Genomic DNA, 16869 nt, shown 5'->3' on the forward strand with positions numbered 1-16869 from the left:
ATCGGGACTCACGGCCAGGACGCGCGGTGAGGACGGTCAGGGGCGAGGTAGCTTGCGGTGCAACGGATTGGACGTCGTCGGGGCAGATTGTCGGCCACGGCCGGGTAGTGACCCACTGACCACGGCAGGCTCGTGAGCTGATCGGGCAGTGCTGTCCAGTAGACCCATCGCAGTTGACGAGCTGTGACTCAAACGGGGAGACGAGACAACACGCTTCGACTCGAGACTGCACTGGGGACAGCTGATCGACTGGGGCACTTCGGCCATCGCGAACGACCGCTCGAGCGGGCCGCAGCCGGTACAGCGAAACTCGTACAGAGGCATGCGGTCACGCTATCGGAGGATCCGTAAGTGCGACACTGGAACGACACGCGCCGGGTTGCCGATGCCGCAATTGCGCCCGTCAGCGCAAGTACACAACCGCGTTGTCTCCGCCGGTACAGGTGACGATGCCGGAGGTCACCTTGCATGCCATCGTGTACTCCTTGCCGGTCACCGGACTACGTGCGGACACGGTGCTGGAGGCACCGGCGGCACCGGAGTTTCCGTAGGCGATCCGAACTGCCTCGGCAAACTCGCACGAAGTTTTGCCCCCACTTGTCGCGGACTCCTTGTAACTTCCGGCCGGCTGCCCGCCGGGGCAGGCGGACGCACCGGCCGGGAAGTTCGCGGCGCGTGTGGTCGTCGGGGATGTCGTGCTGGGAGCGGTTGTCGTGGTGCCGGGTGTGTTCGCGGCGGTGATGGTGGTCTGGGCCGCGCCACCGGCGGCTGAGTTTGGGACGTCCTTCGGCCAGAGGACCCAGGCAAGCCCGCCGAAGAGAGCCAACACAGTGATGACTCCGATTACGGATACCGGAATCACCCAGCCGGGCCGACGCGGCGGCGGATTTCCACGTGGCGGTGCAGGCGGGAATCCCTGGGGCGGGGGATACGACTGCGGCGCGGCCCGGTAGCCCAACTGCGGCGGCTGTGGACCGGATTGCGACCATGCCTGGTTGTTCGGTGGCCGCTGATAGTTGTCCGGCACCGCTTTATCGCCCGGTCGGGGGCGTCGAACGACAAGTCATGGTTCGACAGCATATGGCCGGCGAATGGGTTGTCTGTGGCTTTCCGACGGGTGGATCCCTGGAATTGCCCGAGCGAAGCCTGTTGCCACGAAGTGATTGCGGTCACTTGCGAGTCGTGAAGTTGGCTCCGAAGTAGCGGATGGGCCTGTTCCGAGTGCCGCGCGAACTGCCGGAATTTGCAAGTGGCGGAGTTGAGTGCATTTCGTTCACAGCCTGCGGTTTCTTTGCTACTCGCCAGTACGGAACCTGTCCGATTGGGTAGTACCAGCCGTGTAGGAATCTTCACAGACTTAGCAAAGTGTGTTGAAAAGGTAGCGAAGATTGGCATTAGCAACAGGTAGACGGCACTTTTTCGATGTGCCATTCTCGGTAAGTACACAAGAAGGGCCTGGCAAGTATGTGAAGTAGTACGCACGTACTGCTCACAACAGGCCGGACCAGCAGATCAAAGAGATGGAGTCTTGATGTCGACCACCGGCACCCCGAAGACCGCAGCTGAGCTCCAGCAGGATTGGGACACCAACCCTCGCTGGAAGGGCGTTACTCGTAACTACACGGCCGATCAGGTCGTCAAGCTCCAGGGCACCGTCGTCGAGGAGCAGACCCTCGCTCGTCGCGGATCCGAGATCCTGTGGGATCTCGTGAACAACGAGGACTACATCAACTCCCTCGGTGCACTTACCGGCAACATGGCTGTGCAGCAGGTTCGCGCCGGCCTGAAGGCCATCTACCTCTCCGGTTGGCAGGTTGCCGGCGACGCTAACCTCTCGGGCCACACGTACCCGGACCAGAGCCTCTACCCGGCCAACTCGGTTCCGACCGTCGTTCGTCGCATCAACAACGCACTGCTGCGCGCCGACGAGATCGCCAAGACCGAGGGCGACACCTCCGTCAGCAACTGGCTCGCTCCGATCGTTGCCGACGCCGAAGCCGGCTTCGGTGGCGCTCTCAACGCTTACGAGCTGCAGAAGGCCATGATCGGCGCCGGCGCTGCCGGTGTCCACTGGGAGGATCAGCTCGCTTCGGAGAAGAAGTGCGGCCACCTCGGTGGCAAGGTGCTCATCCCCACGCAGCAGCACATCCGCACCCTGACCTCGGCTCGCCTGGCTTCCGACGTTGCGGACGTTCCGTCCGTCATCATCGCCCGCACCGACGCTGAGGCTGCAACCCTCATCACCTCCGACGTGGACGAGCGTGACCGCCCGTTCCTCGACGGAACCCGCACGGCTGAAGGCTTCTACGGCGTCAAGAACGGCATCGAGCCCTGCATCGCTCGCGCCAAGGCTTACGCACCGTACGCAGACCTCATCTGGATGGAGACCGGCGTGCCGGATCTCGAGGTTGCAAAGAAGTTCGCCGAGTCCGTTCGCAGCGAATTCCCGGACCAGCTCCTGGCCTACAACTGCTCCCCTTCCTTCAACTGGAAGGCGCACCTGGACGACGCGACCATCGCGAAGTTCCAGAAGGAGCTCGGCGCGATGGGCTTCAAGTTCCAGTTCATCACGCTGGCAGGCTTCCACTCGCTCAACTACGGCATGTTCGACCTGGCCTACGGCTACGCCCGCGAAGGCATGACGGCATTCGTCGACCTGCAGGAGCGCGAGTTCAAGGCTGCCGAAGAGCGTGGCTTCACCGCCATCAAGCACCAGCGTGAGGTTGGCGCCGGCTACTTCGACACCATCGCCACCACCGTTGACCCCAACACCTCGACGGCAGCTCTCAAGGGCTCCACCGAAGAGGGCCAGTTCCACTAAGAACTGACTTCGGGTGGGGGAGAGGCTCGGCTTCGGGTCTCTCCCCTGCTTGTATCACCGCACTACTTTCTCTCGTCTTCAAGGCAGTTCCGATTGCGTCGGCCACCAGCGTCGACGCAGTTCGAAGTGCTTCTTTTACAACACCTTCACCAGACAAACTCCACGAGACAAACAAGGAGCTGACGTGACCAGCGAAAAAATTCAGCGCGTCGGCGTTATCGGCGCCGGAATCATGGGTGCCGGAATCGCCGAGGTGTGCGCCCGCGCACATGTCGATGTTCTGGTCTTCGAGCAGACTCGCGAGCTTGCAGCAGCCGGGCGTTCACGCATCCTGCGTTCGCTCGACCGCGGTGTGAGCAGCGGAAAGATCACAGAACGTGAGCGTGAGCAGGCCGCATGGCGTCTGCGTTTCACCTCCGATCTGGGAGATTTCGCGGACCGCCAGCTCGTCGTGGAGGCCGTCGTCGAAGACGAGAAGATCAAGAGCGAAATCTTCGCCGAGCTCGACGCGGTCGTGACGGACCCGGATGCGGTTCTCGCATCCAACACGTCGTCGATCCCGATCATGAAGCTCGGCATCTCGACCAAGCGTCCCGAGCGAGTCATCGGTATGCACTTCTTCAACCCGGTCCCGGTTCTGCCACTCGTCGAATTGGTGACGACGCTCAAGACCAGTGCCTCCGTCTCGCAGCGCGCCGAGGCTTTTGCCAGCGACATCCTCGGCAAGCAGGTCGTCCGCAGTGCCGACCGCTCCGGCTTCGTCGTCAACGCACTCCTGGTGCCCTACCTGCTCTCGGCGATTCGCATGGTCGAGTCGGGCTTTGCTACGAAGGAAGACATCGACAAGGCAACGGTTCTCGGCCTCGCGCACCCCATGGGTCCGCTGGCTCTGACGGACCTGGTCGGACTCGACACCGTCAAGTCCATCGCCGACTCCATGTACGAAGAGTTCAAGGAGCCGCTGTACTCCGCTCCGCCGCTGCTCCTGCGTATGGTCGAAGCCGGATTGACCGGCAAGAAGTCCGGCGCGGGCTTCTACGAATACGCCGACAACGGTCGCTCCACCAAGCAGGCAAGCTAAGGCCCAAAGCCCCTGTGCGCGTTTGTGGAGTGTAGAGACTCCATAAACGCGCACAGGGCGCTCGCGCCCCTCGGTTAGAAAGGTCGACCGCATGTCCAGCAGCACTGCAGCATTCGGCTCCAGCGTCCTGGGGTATCCGCGCATCGGGCCGCGCCGTGAGCTCAAGCGCGCCCTCGAGTCCTACTGGCACGGCACTTCGGACAAGGACGCACTTCTCGCGGTCGCCAAGGAACTCCAGGAATCGACCTGGAGTGAACTGGCTGCGACGGGACTGAGCCAGGTTCCGGGCAACACCTTCTCCTTCTACGATCACGTCCTCGACAATGCGCTGCTCTTCGGCGCAGTGCCGGAGCGGTTCAAGCCGCTCGAGGGCGCCCTCGATCCGCTCGATTTCTACTTCACGATGGCCCGCGGTCGCCCGGACTTCCCGCCTCTCGAGCTGGTGCGCTTCTTCGGCACGAACTACTACTACCGTCAGCCCGAGATCGACGCGAACACGGTGTTCTCGCTCAACTCGGAGGCACTTCTCGACGAGTTCGAACGCGCTAAGGCGCGCGGCATCGAATTGCGCCCCGTCATCATGGGGCCCGTCTCGCTGCTTCTGCTCTCGAAGGTCGGACCTGCCACCGAGAAGTCCGATCCGAACTTCACCCCGCTCGACTTGTTGGACGCGCTCCTGCCCGAGTACGAGAAGCTCTTCGAGCAGCTCGCCAAGGCCGGTGCCACCTGTGTTCAGTTGGACGAGCCTTCGGTGACCGAGGACCGCACCCCCGAGGAGCTAGCCGCTCTTGGACGTGCGTACGAGAAGCTGTCGACGGCTCCGCTCCGCCCACGCCTGTTGGTGACGGGTCCGTACGGCAAGTTCGGCGAAGCCCTCAACATCTTGGCGCCCACCAAGATCGAGGCCTTCGGTCTGGACTTGGTGCACGGCAAGATCACGGCCGAGGAACTGGCCGCGGTGCCGAACATCAAGCGCAAGCGCATTTACGCGGGCGTCGTCGACGGTCGCAACGTCTGGCGCGTCGACCGGTTCAACACCTTGACGTACCTGAACGAACTCAAGGACGTTGTGCCCGACCTCGTCGTCTCCACGTCGTCGTCGCTGCTGCACGTGCCGTACGACGTGCTCTCCGAGTACGACATTCCAGGAGACGTCGCAGACCGTCTGGCTTTTGCGAAGCAGAAGGTCGGCGAGGTCGTCTCCCTGGCGAAGGCACTCACCGAAGGTCCTTCGGACAAGTGGCGTAAGCGTCCGACGAAGGTGCACTTCAAGCTCAAGCACGCTGTCCGTGCTCGGGTCAACGCGATCAAGCCCGAAGATCGTGTGCGTGCACCGTACGAGGAGCGTCGTAAAGCCCAGCAGGAACGGTTGAACCTGCCCTTGGTTCCGGCCCAGACATTGGGTTCGTTCCCGCAGACCGACGCGATTCGCCAGGCTCGTTACGAACTCGGCCAGGGGCGTTTGGAGTGGGACGACTACTACAAGCGCATCCAGGAAGAGATCGAGCGCACAATCCGTCTGCAGGAGGACATCGGTCTCGATGTCTTCGTGCACGGCGAGCACGAGCGCAACGACATGGTCCAGTACTTCGCCGAACTGCTCGAGGGCTATGCCTTCACGCACAACGGTTGGGTTCAGGCCTACGGATCTCGTTGTACGCGTCCGCCGATTCTCTACGGCGACATTGCACGTCCGAAGCCGATGACGGTCGAATGGATTGCGTACGCGCAGTCGCTGACCGACAAGCCGGTCAAGGGCATGCTGACGGGTCCGGTCACCATGATCGCCCGTTCGTTCGTTCGTCAGGATCAGCCGCTCTACGAAACGGCAGAGCAACTGGCACTTGTCATTCGAGACGAAATCGCGGATCTCGAAGCTGCCGGAATCGCCATCATCCAGGTGGACGAGCCGGCAATTCGTGAACTGCTGCCACTGCGTGAGGACGGCCGGGAGGCCTACCTGGAGTGGGCCGTCGACGCGTTCCGTCTGGCAACAGGTGGAGCGAAGCCGGAAACACAGATCCACACACATCTGACGTACTCCGCTCGGTCGTCGGTGGTCGACGCCATCGAACGGTTGGACGCCGATGTGACGGCTATCGTCGCGACCCGCTCCATCACGTGGGTTCTCGAAGCACTCAAGGAAGGCGCGCTCACGCACGGCGTCGGCCCCGGTGTGTACGAATCTCGTTCGGCTCGGATTCCCGACATCGACGAGCTCGACGAATTGCTCACCGAGGCAAGCGAATCGATCTCTCTCGATCGTTTGTGGGCCAACCCGGACGGTGGCCTCAAGACCCGCCATCCATGGCAGCTCGAGCCTTCGCTGCGCAACATGGTTGCGGCCGCGAGGCGCCTGCGTCGTCGCGCCGAACAAGCGGAGCGCGACGCCGGGTAAGTCACGTCAAGAACACGTCATGGAGGGGCCTGCGATTTGCAGGTCCCTCCATGCACGGGTAGGCATGTGTGCATGGTTACTGCTGCTGCTTACGCCGCGACGTCCGCTGACGGTCCGCTCGAGAAGACCACCGTCGAACGCCGCGAGCTCGGTCCACTGGACATTCTCATCGACATCAAATTTGCCGGCATCTGCCACTCCGACATCCACACCGCTCGCAACGAGTGGGGCGGAGCCAAGTACCCGATCGTCCCCGGACACGAAATCGCCGGCGTCGTCGCCGCGGTGGGTTCGGATGTCACCAAGCACAAAGTCGGCGACCGCGTGGGCGTCGGCTGCTTCGTCGACTCCTGCGGAGAGTGCGACGCCTGCCTGGCCGGCGAAGAGCAGTACTGCCGCAAGGGTGTGACCGGTACATACAACGCCACCGGACGCGACGGCGAGCGCACTCAGGGTGGCTACTCGACGCACATCGTCGTCACCGAGCATTTTGTTCTCTCGATCCCCGAGGGCATCGAACTCGACGTTGCCGCGCCGCTCCTGTGCGCCGGCATCACCTTGTACTCACCGCTGCGGCACTGGAACGCAGGCCCCGGCAAGAAGGTCGCCATCATCGGGTTCGGCGGCCTCGGTCACGTCGGTGTGAAGATCGCCAAGGCGCTCGGCGCGGAAGTTACCGTCCTGAGCCAGACGCTCGGCAAGAAGGAAGACGGCCTTCGTCTCGGTGCCGATCACTACTACGCGACCAATGACCGGGAGACGTTCAAGGCTCTTCGCGGCGAGTTCGACCTGATCCTCAACACAGTCTCGGTCAATCTCGATATCGACGCCTACATGTCCTTGCTCGCCATCAACGGCACGCTCGTCGAACTGGGCCTGCCGGAGAAGCCGATCGAAGTTCGAGCATTCTCGCTCGCCGCAAACCGTCGTAGCCTCGCCGGCTCCATGGTGGGCGGTATCCCGCAAACACAGGAGATGCTCGACTTCTGCGCCGAGCACGGCATCGGCGCAGAAATCGAACTGATTCCGGCGAGCGACATCAACGACGCTTACGAGCGCGTGATCAAGAGCGACGTTCGATACCGATTCGTGATCGACACCGCAACAATCTGACCGGCCTCGGTCCCGCTCAGTCGAGTTGCTCGCGAAGATTACTCAAGGTCTTCGCGAGCAATCTCGACACGTGCATCTGGGACACACCGACCTTCTCGGCGATCTGTGTCTGCGTCAGGTTTCCGAAGAATCTGAGCATCAACACCGTCCGCTCTCGTTCGGGCAGCTTGTCGAGAAGTGGACGTAAGGCCTCGTGATTCTCGACGTTCTCGAGTGCTGCGTCGTAGTCACCGAGTGTTTCCACGAGCGGAAGATCGTCGGTGTGATTGGACGCGGCACCGTCGACCGAGACGGTCTGGTACGCGTTGCCGGCGATCAACGCCTGGGCAACTTCTTCACGTTCGATCCCCAACGTCTCGGCCAACTCGTCGACGGTCGGCGCGTGCCCGAGTTGTTGTGACAGCTCGCTGATGGCTTGCCCGAGTTGGAAGTGCAACTCCTTCATCCGGCGTGGAACCCGCAATGCCCAACCGGTGTCGCGGAAGTGTCGTCGAACTTCGCCCATCACGGTGGGAACCGCGAACGAGACGAAATCGGATCCGCGCGTGGAATCGAAACGGTCGACGGCGTTGACCAGACCGAGGCGCGCCACCTGAACCAGATCGTCGTGTGCCTCGCCGCGTCCGTCGAATCGTCTGGCGATGTGTTCGGCCAACGGTAGGCACCTGGTGATCAGTGCGGTGCGCACTCGTTCGTACTCCGGACTGTGGGGCTCGAGGGTCCGCATTTCCTCGAAAACGGGTATGACGTCCCGATATTCGTCGGTGGACCGCCGGCGCGGGCGTGACGGGCCGTCTGCGGAAGCGGTCACAGGCGCCCGCTGAGGGCCTTGGTGAACTTCATGGTCGTGATGTAGCCGACGCCGCCGAGGTTCTCTTCCTGGTCGAGCGAAATCGAATCGGTGAGTTCGGTGAGGATGTGCCACCCGAACGATCGCTGAGTGCTGTCCTCGTACTCCGTGGTTGTCGTCGATACGGATACGTGCAGTTGCGGGGGAGTGAACACGAACCGACACACCAGAACCGAATCAGGCGCAGCACGAACAATCAGATGCGTACAGATTTCGTCCATGGCCAGTTTGATGTCGGCGATGGCGTCGAGGTCGAAGTTTTCCTGAATGGCAACAGTGGCGGCCAGTGCACGCAAAATCGACAGCTGATCGAGAGTCGCTTGAATCCTCAACTCCACAACTGGCTGAGTCTGATCCTGATCGGGCTCGAGTGCGCTGAGGTGTGCCATAAGTTCTCCGGATCGTCGTACCAGGGGTCGCGGTGAAGTCTGGTGCCGAGAACGATACCCATCTCGACCTTCACAGTGACCCCCGAACACGAAATTTGGTCGATGGTGGTGCCGGGGTAAACGACACGATTCTGCTCACGACCGTTGGCGATCGCAACATCGGATTACCTCGCGGAACCGCAGACCAAACCACATTTTTGTTCGGAACACCGAAACGAATGGTCGCAACGCACTTGTGACGCCGGTCATGCTGGCGTACTGTTTCAAACCGAGGTTGAGCACACAGCCGATGAGGGATTTATCCGTAATTCTGGAGACCCGTTCATCGTGCGGCTCCTTCGGAGGTCCCTTCTCTTTTGCAGAGTGTAAACCGTTGCGGGATGGGAGAACCATGACTGTTGTTCCAGGATCATCTATTTCAGGCTTTACGAACGCGGCGAAGGGATCGGTAGATTACGGACCTCCCGCGACCGGGACAGCGACCGCATCGTTTCACGCGCACCGCATCAGTGCACATACCGCTGTGATCCACGTTCGTGGCGAGATCGACCTGATGAGCGCCAATGCTTTTCGTGACTTCTTGACGTACCACGTTGCCGCGGACCGGACGCTGGTTGTCGATCTCTCCGAACTCGAATTCATGGGGACGTGCGGCTTGTCCGTGCTGTCGGTCCTGTCGACGCGATCACGCGACGTGGGCGGCACACTCGCGCTCGTCTGCGCCCGCCCGGTTCAGAGGCTACTCAAAGCAGCTGGTCAGGAGTCGATGTTTGCCTGCTACGAGTCGCTGGATCATGCAATCGGACTCGAAGAGACCCGACGTTTCCCGGCTTGATACCGCCCTTTCGCCGATAGTTTCGAGTCACCCCCAGTTCTGAGAAATCAGCTTCGTAGAGCCCGTCAGCGTCAGTGCACTTCACTTCGGTGAGTGCCCTTGTGCTGGCGGGCTCTCGGCGGTGCTGTGACGCAGCGGCCGTAGGTTCGGACCACCTCGGTGGCGACGTGATCCCATGAATACGATTCGCACGCTCGGGCCCGACTCTGCCGTGCAAACGCCGCGCCCTCGTCTTCGTCGTCGAGAAGATGCCGGACCGCGCGCGCGGTTTCCACGGGGCTGTTCACCGGTACCCGACGCCCGGTGAGTCCGTCGATCACCGTATCCCGCAGTCCGCCAACAGGAGTCGCGACTACGGGAACTCCGCACGCCATCGCTTCCAGCGCCGCGATTCCGAAAGGTTCGTATCTGGGGGTGCATACGAGGGCGTCGGCCGACCGCATCAGTTTCGGTAGCTGGCGGTGCGGAACGCGTCCCAACAATTGGACTCGATCTGCGACGCCGAGCCGCTCGGCGAGCTTGACCAAGCGGATCGCAACCTCGTCGGTGCTCAGTTGCGCGACGGGTGGCCCGCCGATCACCACCAACTCCGTGTCCGGCAGCGAAGCCAGCGCGGCGACGGCAACATCGAAGCCCTTCTGCTCCACCAGCCTTCCGACGCAGATCAATCGATGCGGCGCGGTCTTCTTCGCGGCGGGTCCCTCCGGGGTGAACGCTTCGGTATCGACGCCCGAGGGCACCATCGTGGTCCGTGATCGTGGTGACCCCTGCCGAACCAGATCGAAGATCTCGTCCGAACTTGTCGCGATCACATGGGTTGCGCCCCTGGCGATCAACGGTTCCAGGTGAGTCCGCTCCGATGGACTGTCGTCGGCTGCTCCGAGGTGTCGGTGCGCCGCAGATCCCAGGGAATGGAATGTCTGAAGTACGGGGATGCCGAGTGAGCGGGTCGCGAGTTCCGTTGCCACACCAGACATCCAGAAGTGCGAGTGCACCACATCGGGTCGGTCGGTACTCCACTGAGCGCGCAGAATGCTGGCAAAGGTGCCCAGGTGGGGGAGTATTTCGGCGTCCGGGAGAGCGTGTGTCGGGCCGGCTTCGAGATAGTCGACGGAGTACCCGGCGCGGGCGCGAACGCGGTCCGGTCCACCGACGTGTGCCCGCCTGGTGAAGACGGTGACATCGTGTCCGGCGCGAACCAGGGCCGCGGACAGTTCGTCGACGTGCAGGTTCTGTGCACCGGCTGCCGAGCAGCCCACCGGTGCGAGTGGATCGGCGTTCACCGACACCATGGAGATCTTCAGCATTCGTCCGGGAGCCATTGCGGGCGAGTACTTCATCGGGTCCCCTCTCCACTTGATCGGTTCGTCTGGGGATACCCGGAGTCCGTGATCTGAACCGGGTTTCGGCGCGGTCAGCGCTGGGCACATTCCAAACACGATGGCGAGGAGTGAGGTTCGATGACAGAACAAATGCTGGTCGACGCAACCGTCGGACTCGGGTTCGAGCGGTACGTACAACGGGTGGCGGTCGGCGTGGGGGCCGGCATAGAGCAATGGTGTTGCAGGCGCGAGCATCCTCTGGAGGCCTACATCGCGTTGGATCGAACTGTGCCGCGTTTCCCTGGGCGTGAGGTGGCGTTGCTGTGGGAGGAGACGTGCGGTTGGGCCCTGGCCGTGGAGACTCGTTCAGGGGAGGACCTCATCGTTCTCGGATATCTGGGCGAACACGCAGTGCCGACCCCGGACGCCGTCGCCGACTTTGCCGCGACACTGGGCACGCGCAGCCCGCACTGGGTCATGAACAGGCCACTGGCGGATTCGGACGAGACCGCGCGAGAACTACGGAGCTACTCCGGAAGTGCTTACGCCTGAACAGTATTGAGGTCCGATCAGCTCAGTTGACCACGTCCAGGATGGGATCGAGAACCGGAGTCGCTGCAGCCTCGACGGCAGGATCGTCCATGAGTTTGAAAACGATGTGACCGCCGAGCGCGCCACCGACACCGACCGCGGTGAGCCCCAGCACCGACAGAACTCGCGCCAGCGCGAGTGAATCCTTGCCGCGTAGCCTGTACGACGCGGCAAAAGACCAGATCCCCACAGCATTCGATGCGGCGTGCACCAGGCCCACACGGCGTGCGACGTCGCCACGTTCGGACCAGTCCAGCCAGCCTGTCAGCAAAGCCGGCGGCGTCGAGACCAGTCCGAGCCCGATCAACCGTCGTGCAGTCTGCGGATCGCCTGACACGTCGAAGATCAGCGAAGCCGTCCACGCGCCCGCGGGAATGGTCACGAGGGCGGGATGGATGGGATGCCCGACGAGGGCGCCGCGCAGAAGTGCGGCGACAGTACGCGATCTGTCGGATCGCTCGGTGATCTGGAGGATTCTGTGTCTGATGCCAGTGGACGGACCGTCCAGTCCGCGCGCCGATTCGATTCCGCGGTAAAGAGTTCCGATGTCCATGCAATTCGGCTACCCGGCGTAGACGTCGGGAAACCTCACGACAGGAGTGTCTTGTCGACCGTCATGCTCCGGCGTACGGTCGAAACGAAAGAGATCCGACCGGAGGAGCGAACGATGAAGCTCAATCTCTTTGCAGCGTGGGCGTCGTATTTCCTGGTGCTGGCCACAGTTGTCTGTCTCGGCAGCTTTCTCGTGGCCGCCGGTTCAGGGCACGGTGGTTGGGCGTTGATTGCCGGGCTCGCCGGCGTCGCGTCCATCGGACTGGCGGTTGCCCTGTACACCAGCACCGTTCATCACGACCACAAAGTGCACCGCGAATCCCCACACCTGTTCTGATCAGGACTGCTTCTGATCAGGACTGTGCCAGTCGCGCTTTCTCCGCCTCGATGTCGAAGTTGGCAGGCGGCCAGTCGAGATCGAGCTTTTCCAGAGCGTCGATCAGTAGCTCCGTGACCGCAATTCGGCTGTACCACTTCCGATCACACGGCACGACGTACCACGGCGCGTGTTCGGTCGACGTCTTGTCGAGCATTGCCTGATACGCCTGTTGATATGCAGGCCACAAACCGCGTTCGGTCACATCACCCGGGTTGTACTTCCAGTACTTGTCCGGGCGGTCGAGCCGCTCTTCGAGCCGCTTCTTCTGCTCGTCGAGCGAGACGAACATCGCCACCTTCACGATGGTGGTTCCGGCGTCGACGAGTTCCTTCTCGAACTGGTTGATCTCGTCGTAGCGCGCGCTCCAGACATCCTCAGGGACAAGATCGTGGACACGCACGACCAGGACATCCTCGTAGTGGGAGCGATCGAACACACCGAGATAGCCGCCGCGGGGGAGTTCCTTCTTGATCCGCCAGAGGTAGTGATGTTGCTTTTCCTCTTCTGTCGGGACGCCGAAGGCCGCGTGCTGAACTCCCGAAGGATCCACGTGACCGATCACGTGTCGGACCATGCCACCCTTGCCTGCGGTGTCCATTCCTTGCAGGACCAGCAGGATGGAACGGCTGTCCCCGGACCTGCCGTTGGCGTAGAGCAACTCCTGCAGGTCGGACAGGACCGCGCCGCGCTCCTCGAGTAGACGTTCGCCGTCAGCTTTGTTTCCGGTGAATCCCGGAGTGCTGTTGCGATCGAGTTGATCGAGTTCGAACCCGGGCTCCGCCCGCAGTGTCTTGGCGGCCGGTGTTTCCCACAGCGAGTCTTGTGCCATGCCGAAAGAGTGCCACAGGATCGACCCCTGTGGCTCGAAAGTTCGGTCTCGGGCGAGTCAGTCCTCGGCAGGCTTGACGAGGGGATGCGGAACCGACTTGAACTTGGCCGGTGATCCGTTGACCGCAGCAATGCCGGTGATGCCGCCCCACGTCATCATGGTGAGGTAGTCGATCAGCGATTCTGCGGACATCGACTTGTTGGAGATCCACCAGTGCGTCGCGAGCTGAATTCCGCCGACGATCCCGAACGCCCACGGCAGGGAACCGCCGGAATCCATCTCCATCTCGCGAAGACGATTGCCCAACACCGTGGAGAGCAATTCGGCGATCATGCGCTCGGAATCGGCAACGACGTCGCGGTTGGCGCCGGCGCCGTTGGCCATGACGTAGAGGTAGATGTCGGGGTCGGATGCCACCGTCTCGACGTACGCGGTGATGCTGGCCTGGGTGAGTTCGAAATCGTCGAGATCACCGCTGATGGCTTCGTAGATACGCGGCGACAGGATGGTCTCGACGTACCGCATCATCGTGGCGGTGGTGAGGTCGCTCTTGTCGGCGAAGTACCGGTAGAGCACGGTCTTGGACACACCGATCTCGGACGCGATCTCGTCCATGCCGATCTCACGGCCGCGGGCCCGGATAGCAGCGATGGTGCCGTCGACGAGTTCCTCGCGGCGAGCGATCTTGTGTTCGCGCCACCGACGCTTGCGACCGTCGGATTTCTCGGGCTTCGCATCAGCAACGACTGGGCCGTCTACCTGCTCGTTGTCCTGCACGGCATTCTTGGCCACGAGTCATCTCATATCTGTGGTGCGAGCCACGTCCGATCGGTCTACTTTCTGGTCCAGCTTAATGTCCGTGCCTTTATCTCGGGCACTCACATCCGCAGTTCGGGGGATTAAGTCCTAGCGAATCGGACATCGTGTCGCTCGCGCTACGCCGCGTCACACCTTTCGGCACAATGGCGAGGGTGCAGCAACTGAGCCTCTCCGCCTTCGACGACGCCGCCAAGCGTCGGGACCTTCGCAAGATGAAAGTCTTCGCCACTGGCCTCCTCGGCTTCGCGACGGTGGTCTACATCTTCTGCCGGTGGCAGGAATCCCGCGGCGCCGGAGAGTGGGTCGGGTACGTCCGGGCCGCGTCCGAGGCGGGCATGGTCGGCGCGCTTGCCGACTGGTTTGCCGTCACCGCGCTCTTCCGTCATCCGATGGGGCTTCCCATCCCGCACACTGCCATCATCAAGCGTAAGAAAGACCAGCTCGGAGCCAGTTTGAGCTCGTTCGTCGGTCAGAACTTCCTGGCTCCCGAGGTTGTGTCGGCCAAGGTGCAGCAGGCGCAGATTCCGCTCCGCCTCGGTACGTGGATGGCTGAACCTGCCAATGCCGCTCGCGTCGCCGCCGAGACGTCGACGGTATTGCGCGGGATGGTCGAGGTTCTTCGCGACGAGGACATTGCCCAGATCATCGACAACACGATCGTGAAGCGGCTGGCCGAGCCCATGTGGGGACCGCCGATCGGCCGAGTGCTCGGGGAGTTGCTCAAGGACAACAAGCAACTGCCGATCATCGAATTGCTTGCCGAGCGCGCGCATCAGTGGGCACTCGGCAGCCAGGAGACGATCGACCGTGTGATCGTTCGCGATTCGCCGGCGTGGTCGCCGAAATTCGTCGACGCGATGCTGGGGGAGAAGATCTACAAGGAACTCGTCGAGTTCACCTGGAAGGTCCGTTCCAACCCGGAACACGAGGTACGTCTCGCCGCCAACCGCTTCCTGATCGATTTCGCCGATGATCTGCAGAACGACCCGGAGACCATCAAGAAGGCCGAAGGGATCAAGGCGGAGATCATGGGCCGCGAGGAAGTGACGGGTCTGGCGTCCTCGACGTGGGAAGTCGCCAAGCGCCTCATCATGGAGTCGGTCGACGATCCGAACAGCACCCTGCGGACCAAGGTCGCCGAGAACGTGGCCGGCTTCGGAATCAGGCTGCGAGACGACGAATCCATGCGTGAGAAGGTCGACGGCTGGCTGGTGCAGGGCACCAAGTACATCGCGGAGAACTACACCGACGAGATCACCGGAGTCATCAGTGACACGGTCGAGCGGTGGGATGCCGACGAAGCGAGCCAGAAGATCGAGCTGCAGGTCGGTCGAGATCTTCAGTTCATCCGTATCAACGGCACCGTTGTCGGCTCGATCGCCGGGCTGCTGATCTACACGATTTCGACGCTCATCTTCGGCTGAGCTGTCCGGTATGTGACGTCCACCACGAGTGCTAGCAGTAGTGCTTGCAATAGTTAGCACCCTCTCCTATCCTGGGAAATGTCCACTGGAAAGGGAGGACGCAATGCCAGCGAAGTCGACGAACTCCGATGACGGAGATCGTGAATTATCCGGTGCCGCAGCCGGAGCAAGCGACTTGGCAGCTCGCGTCGTCAGCTCTGCGGCACACGACATCGGGGGGTTCATTCGTGCACAGCGGGAAGCCGCCCAAGTTTCGATGCGCCAACTTGCTCAACTCGCCGGCGTCAGCAATCCGTATCTGAGTCAGATCGAACGCGGATTGCGTAAACCGTCGGCAGACGTACTGGCGCAAATTGCCAAGGGTCTTCGGGTCTCATCAGAAGTCCTGTACGTCCAAGCGGGATATCTCGAACAACGCCCGCACAGTCCCATCAGGGACGCGGTGTTGGCCGAGACGGCCATCAACGAACGGCAGAAGCAAGTACTGCTCGAAATCTACGACTCGTTCTGTCGCGAGAACGAGTCGTCCAGACCAGCCGCAGCGCCCGATTTCGCTGAATCGGCCGCAATTCCAGACACCGAGACTTCACTAGGAGAACAAGATGACTGACAAGAACGCCATCGACAGCGTCAAGACCTCGCTCTACGCCGCTGTCGGCGCAGGCGACCTGGTTGTCCAGGCCGTGGCCGATGTAGTCGCTCAGGTTCGTGAGCGCGCCGAGAACACCCAGGGTGACGTCAACGGCCGTGTCGACGGTGCCCGCGAGAAGCTCGCTTCCGTTCAGGGTGACGTTGCCGAGAGCGTCGAGGCACTGCGCGAGCGTCTCGCCGGCCTGCCGTCCGAGCTGCCCGAAGAGCTCGCCGAGCTGCGAGAGAAGTTCGCACCCGAGGAACTCCGCAAGGTCGCCGAGGCATACCTCAAGGTTGCCGGCGATCTGTACAACTCCCTCGCAGAGCGCGGCGAAGACGCAGTCGAGCGCATCCGCAAGCAGCCCGCAGTCGAAGAGGGCATCGCTGCTGCAGAGTCGGCACTCGGCGACGCCGTCGAGCTGACCGAAGACGCACTCGGAACCGTTGCTCGTCAGACGCGCGCCGTGGGCGAGCAGGCTGCCAAGCTGGCCGGCCGCGCTGCCGGACGCATCTCCGACACCGCAGAAGAGGTCGGCGAGAAGATCGCTGACGCCGGCGAGAAGATCGCCGACGCAGGCGACGAGGCAGCACTGAAGGTCCTCGACCTCGGTGACCAGGCAGACGAGGCTTCCAAGGAAGCTGCCGCTCGCGTGACCGCTGCCGCTTCCGACGTCCAGGAGCGCGCGACCACCGCCGCCAAGAAGGCTGCTCCGGCCAAGGCTGCTCCGGCAAAGGCTGCTCCGGCCAAGGCCACCGCGCCGGCTCCGGCCAAGAAGGCTGCTCCGGCCAAGAAGGCCTGATTTTGCCCAGCTCCACCTGACGAAGGCTCCCGCGCT

General features: G+C 62.4%; 18 protein-coding genes. 10 read left to right on the forward strand and 8 right to left on the reverse strand.

The features are described from left to right. Positions 1 to 36: 36 nt before the first annotated feature. Together FEZ59_RS23545 and FEZ59_RS23550 are read right to left on the reverse strand one after the other, a co-directional pair. A complete protein-coding gene (locus FEZ59_RS23545) occupies positions 37 to 324 on the reverse strand; it encodes an FmdB family zinc ribbon protein (RefSeq protein WP_019744434.1) in 288 nt (95 codons plus the stop codon). 79 nt (positions 325 to 403) lie between these two features. Next, entirely contained in the window at positions 404 to 1027 is a 624-nt protein-coding gene (locus tag FEZ59_RS23550; RefSeq protein ID WP_223257988.1) for a serine/threonine protein kinase, read from the reverse strand. A gap of 504 nt (positions 1028 to 1531) precedes the next feature. On the opposite strand from FEZ59_RS23550, the gene aceA reads away from it, so the two are divergent. From aceA to FEZ59_RS23570, 4 genes are all read left to right on the forward strand, one after another. Beyond that, positions 1532 to 2821, forward strand: a complete 1290-nt coding sequence (gene aceA / locus FEZ59_RS23555) for an isocitrate lyase (RefSeq protein WP_003941533.1) — start codon at positions 1532 to 1534, stop codon at positions 2819 to 2821. A 184-nt stretch (positions 2822 to 3005) separates the two neighbouring features. Further along, a complete protein-coding gene (locus FEZ59_RS23560) occupies positions 3006 to 3902 on the forward strand; it encodes a 3-hydroxybutyryl-CoA dehydrogenase (protein ID WP_003941541.1) in 897 nt (298 codons plus the stop codon). Between the two features lie 91 nt (positions 3903 to 3993). Next, positions 3994 to 6300 (forward strand): 5-methyltetrahydropteroyltriglutamate--homocysteine S-methyltransferase, encoded by a 2307-nt coding sequence (metE, locus tag FEZ59_RS23565; RefSeq protein WP_019744430.1) that lies wholly within the window; start codon positions 3994 to 3996, stop codon positions 6298 to 6300. Positions 6301 to 6372: 72 nt separating this feature from the next. Next, on the forward strand, positions 6373 to 7413 hold the full coding sequence (locus tag FEZ59_RS23570; RefSeq protein WP_019744429.1) for an NAD(P)-dependent alcohol dehydrogenase: 1041 nt from the start codon (positions 6373 to 6375) through the stop codon (positions 7411 to 7413). A gap of 16 nt (positions 7414 to 7429) precedes the next feature. Here FEZ59_RS23570 and FEZ59_RS23575 read toward each other — a convergent pair whose 3' ends face one another. Together FEZ59_RS23575 and FEZ59_RS23580 are read right to left on the reverse strand one after the other, a co-directional pair. Beyond that, positions 7430 to 8224 carry an RNA polymerase sigma factor SigF gene (locus FEZ59_RS23575; RefSeq protein WP_020906739.1) on the reverse strand — a complete coding sequence of 265 codons (795 nt, stop codon included), beginning with the start codon at positions 8222 to 8224 and terminating at the stop codon, positions 7430 to 7432. Next, entirely contained in the window at positions 8221 to 8652 is a 432-nt protein-coding gene (locus tag FEZ59_RS23580) for an anti-sigma factor (RefSeq protein ID WP_020968899.1), read from the reverse strand. Before FEZ59_RS23580 ends, FEZ59_RS23575 begins: the two co-directional genes overlap by 4 nt. A 391-nt stretch (positions 8653 to 9043) precedes the next feature. Between FEZ59_RS23580 and FEZ59_RS30165 the strand changes: the two genes are divergently transcribed. Beyond that, the gene (locus tag FEZ59_RS30165; protein WP_020968900.1) at positions 9044 to 9487 is read left to right on the forward strand and encodes an STAS domain-containing protein; all 444 of its coding nucleotides are present in this window, start codon (positions 9044 to 9046) and stop codon (positions 9485 to 9487) included. Between the two features lie 71 nt (positions 9488 to 9558). On the opposite strand, the gene FEZ59_RS23590 is transcribed toward FEZ59_RS30165, so the two are convergent. Next, positions 9559 to 10827 (reverse strand): glycosyltransferase, encoded by a 1269-nt coding sequence (locus tag FEZ59_RS23590; RefSeq protein ID WP_020906742.1) that lies wholly within the window; start codon positions 10825 to 10827, stop codon positions 9559 to 9561. Positions 10828 to 10947: 120 nt separating this feature from the next. Between FEZ59_RS23590 and FEZ59_RS23595 the strand changes: the two genes are divergently transcribed. Then, positions 10948 to 11361: a DUF6292 family protein gene (locus tag FEZ59_RS23595; protein ID WP_003941464.1), complete on the forward strand. Its 414-nt coding sequence runs from the start codon at positions 10948 to 10950 to the stop codon at positions 11359 to 11361. Positions 11362 to 11383: 22 nt separating this feature from the next. Here the strand turns inward: FEZ59_RS23595 and FEZ59_RS23600 are convergent, their stop codons facing one another. Continuing rightward, positions 11384 to 11953, reverse strand: coding sequence for a DUF2231 domain-containing protein (locus FEZ59_RS23600; protein WP_172933288.1), 570 nt, complete (start codon positions 11951 to 11953; stop codon positions 11384 to 11386). A gap of 114 nt (positions 11954 to 12067) precedes the next feature. Between FEZ59_RS23600 and FEZ59_RS23605 the strand changes: the two genes are divergently transcribed. Continuing rightward, positions 12068 to 12289 carry a hypothetical protein gene (locus FEZ59_RS23605; protein WP_020968904.1) on the forward strand — a complete coding sequence of 74 codons (222 nt, stop codon included), beginning with the start codon at positions 12068 to 12070 and terminating at the stop codon, positions 12287 to 12289. 16 nt (positions 12290 to 12305) lie between these two features. On the opposite strand, the gene FEZ59_RS23610 is transcribed toward FEZ59_RS23605, so the two are convergent. Further along, positions 12306 to 13160, reverse strand: coding sequence for a polyphosphate kinase 2 family protein (locus FEZ59_RS23610; RefSeq protein WP_019744420.1), 855 nt, complete (start codon positions 13158 to 13160; stop codon positions 12306 to 12308). Positions 13161 to 13217: 57 nt separating this feature from the next. Beyond that, positions 13218 to 13937, reverse strand: coding sequence for a TetR/AcrR family transcriptional regulator (locus FEZ59_RS23615; protein WP_020906745.1), 720 nt, complete (start codon positions 13935 to 13937; stop codon positions 13218 to 13220). Between the two features lie 185 nt (positions 13938 to 14122). On the opposite strand from FEZ59_RS23615, the gene FEZ59_RS23620 reads away from it, so the two are divergent. The 3 genes from FEZ59_RS23620 (at position 14123) to FEZ59_RS23630 (ending at position 16833) form a co-directional block, all read left to right on the forward strand. Beyond that, complete coding sequence (locus FEZ59_RS23620) at positions 14123 to 15403, forward strand: DUF445 domain-containing protein (protein WP_202023092.1); 1281 nt, start codon at positions 14123 to 14125, stop codon at positions 15401 to 15403. Positions 15404 to 15506: 103 nt separating this feature from the next. Further along, positions 15507 to 16013, forward strand: a complete 507-nt coding sequence (locus FEZ59_RS23625; protein WP_019744418.1) for a helix-turn-helix transcriptional regulator — start codon at positions 15507 to 15509, stop codon at positions 16011 to 16013. Continuing rightward, positions 16006 to 16833: a heparin-binding hemagglutinin gene (locus FEZ59_RS23630; protein WP_019744417.1), complete on the forward strand. Its 828-nt coding sequence runs from the start codon at positions 16006 to 16008 to the stop codon at positions 16831 to 16833. Before FEZ59_RS23625 ends, FEZ59_RS23630 begins: the two co-directional genes overlap by 8 nt. Positions 16834 to 16869: the final 36 nt, after the last annotated feature.

It is taken from the genome of Rhodococcus sp. MS13 (genome assembly GCF_013277835.1).
In the GTDB taxonomy this organism is placed as follows: Bacteria; Actinomycetota; Actinomycetes; order Mycobacteriales; family Mycobacteriaceae; genus Rhodococcus_F; species Rhodococcus_F erythropolis.

Coding starts and splice junctions, on each gene's coding strand:
- FEZ59_RS23590 (WP_020906742.1), bottom strand. CDS start 10,827: ATGAAGTACTCGCCCGCAATGGCTCCCGGACGAATGCTGAAGATCTCC.
- FEZ59_RS23580 (WP_020968899.1), bottom strand. CDS start 8,652: ATGGCACACCTCAGCGCACTCGAGCCCGATCAGGATCAGACTCAGCCA.
- FEZ59_RS30165 (WP_020968900.1), top strand. CDS start 9,044: ATGACTGTTGTTCCAGGATCATCTATTTCAGGCTTTACGAACGCGGCG.
- FEZ59_RS23600 (WP_172933288.1), bottom strand. CDS start 11,953: ATGGACATCGGAACTCTTTACCGCGGAATCGAATCGGCGCGCGGACTG.
- FEZ59_RS23625 (WP_019744418.1), top strand. CDS start 15,507: ATGCCAGCGAAGTCGACGAACTCCGATGACGGAGATCGTGAATTATCC.
- metE (WP_019744430.1), top strand. CDS start 3,994: ATGTCCAGCAGCACTGCAGCATTCGGCTCCAGCGTCCTGGGGTATCCG.
- FEZ59_RS23545 (WP_019744434.1), bottom strand. CDS start 324: ATGCCTCTGTACGAGTTTCGCTGTACCGGCTGCGGCCCGCTCGAGCGG.
- FEZ59_RS23605 (WP_020968904.1), top strand. CDS start 12,068: ATGAAGCTCAATCTCTTTGCAGCGTGGGCGTCGTATTTCCTGGTGCTG.
- aceA (WP_003941533.1), top strand. CDS start 1,532: ATGTCGACCACCGGCACCCCGAAGACCGCAGCTGAGCTCCAGCAGGAT.
- FEZ59_RS23610 (WP_019744420.1), bottom strand. CDS start 13,160: ATGGCACAAGACTCGCTGTGGGAAACACCGGCCGCCAAGACACTGCGG.
- FEZ59_RS23570 (WP_019744429.1), top strand. CDS start 6,373: ATGGTTACTGCTGCTGCTTACGCCGCGACGTCCGCTGACGGTCCGCTC.
- FEZ59_RS23595 (WP_003941464.1), top strand. CDS start 10,948: ATGACAGAACAAATGCTGGTCGACGCAACCGTCGGACTCGGGTTCGAG.
- FEZ59_RS23620 (WP_202023092.1), top strand. CDS start 14,123: ATGGCGAGGGTGCAGCAACTGAGCCTCTCCGCCTTCGACGACGCCGCC.
- FEZ59_RS23630 (WP_019744417.1), top strand. CDS start 16,006: ATGACTGACAAGAACGCCATCGACAGCGTCAAGACCTCGCTCTACGCC.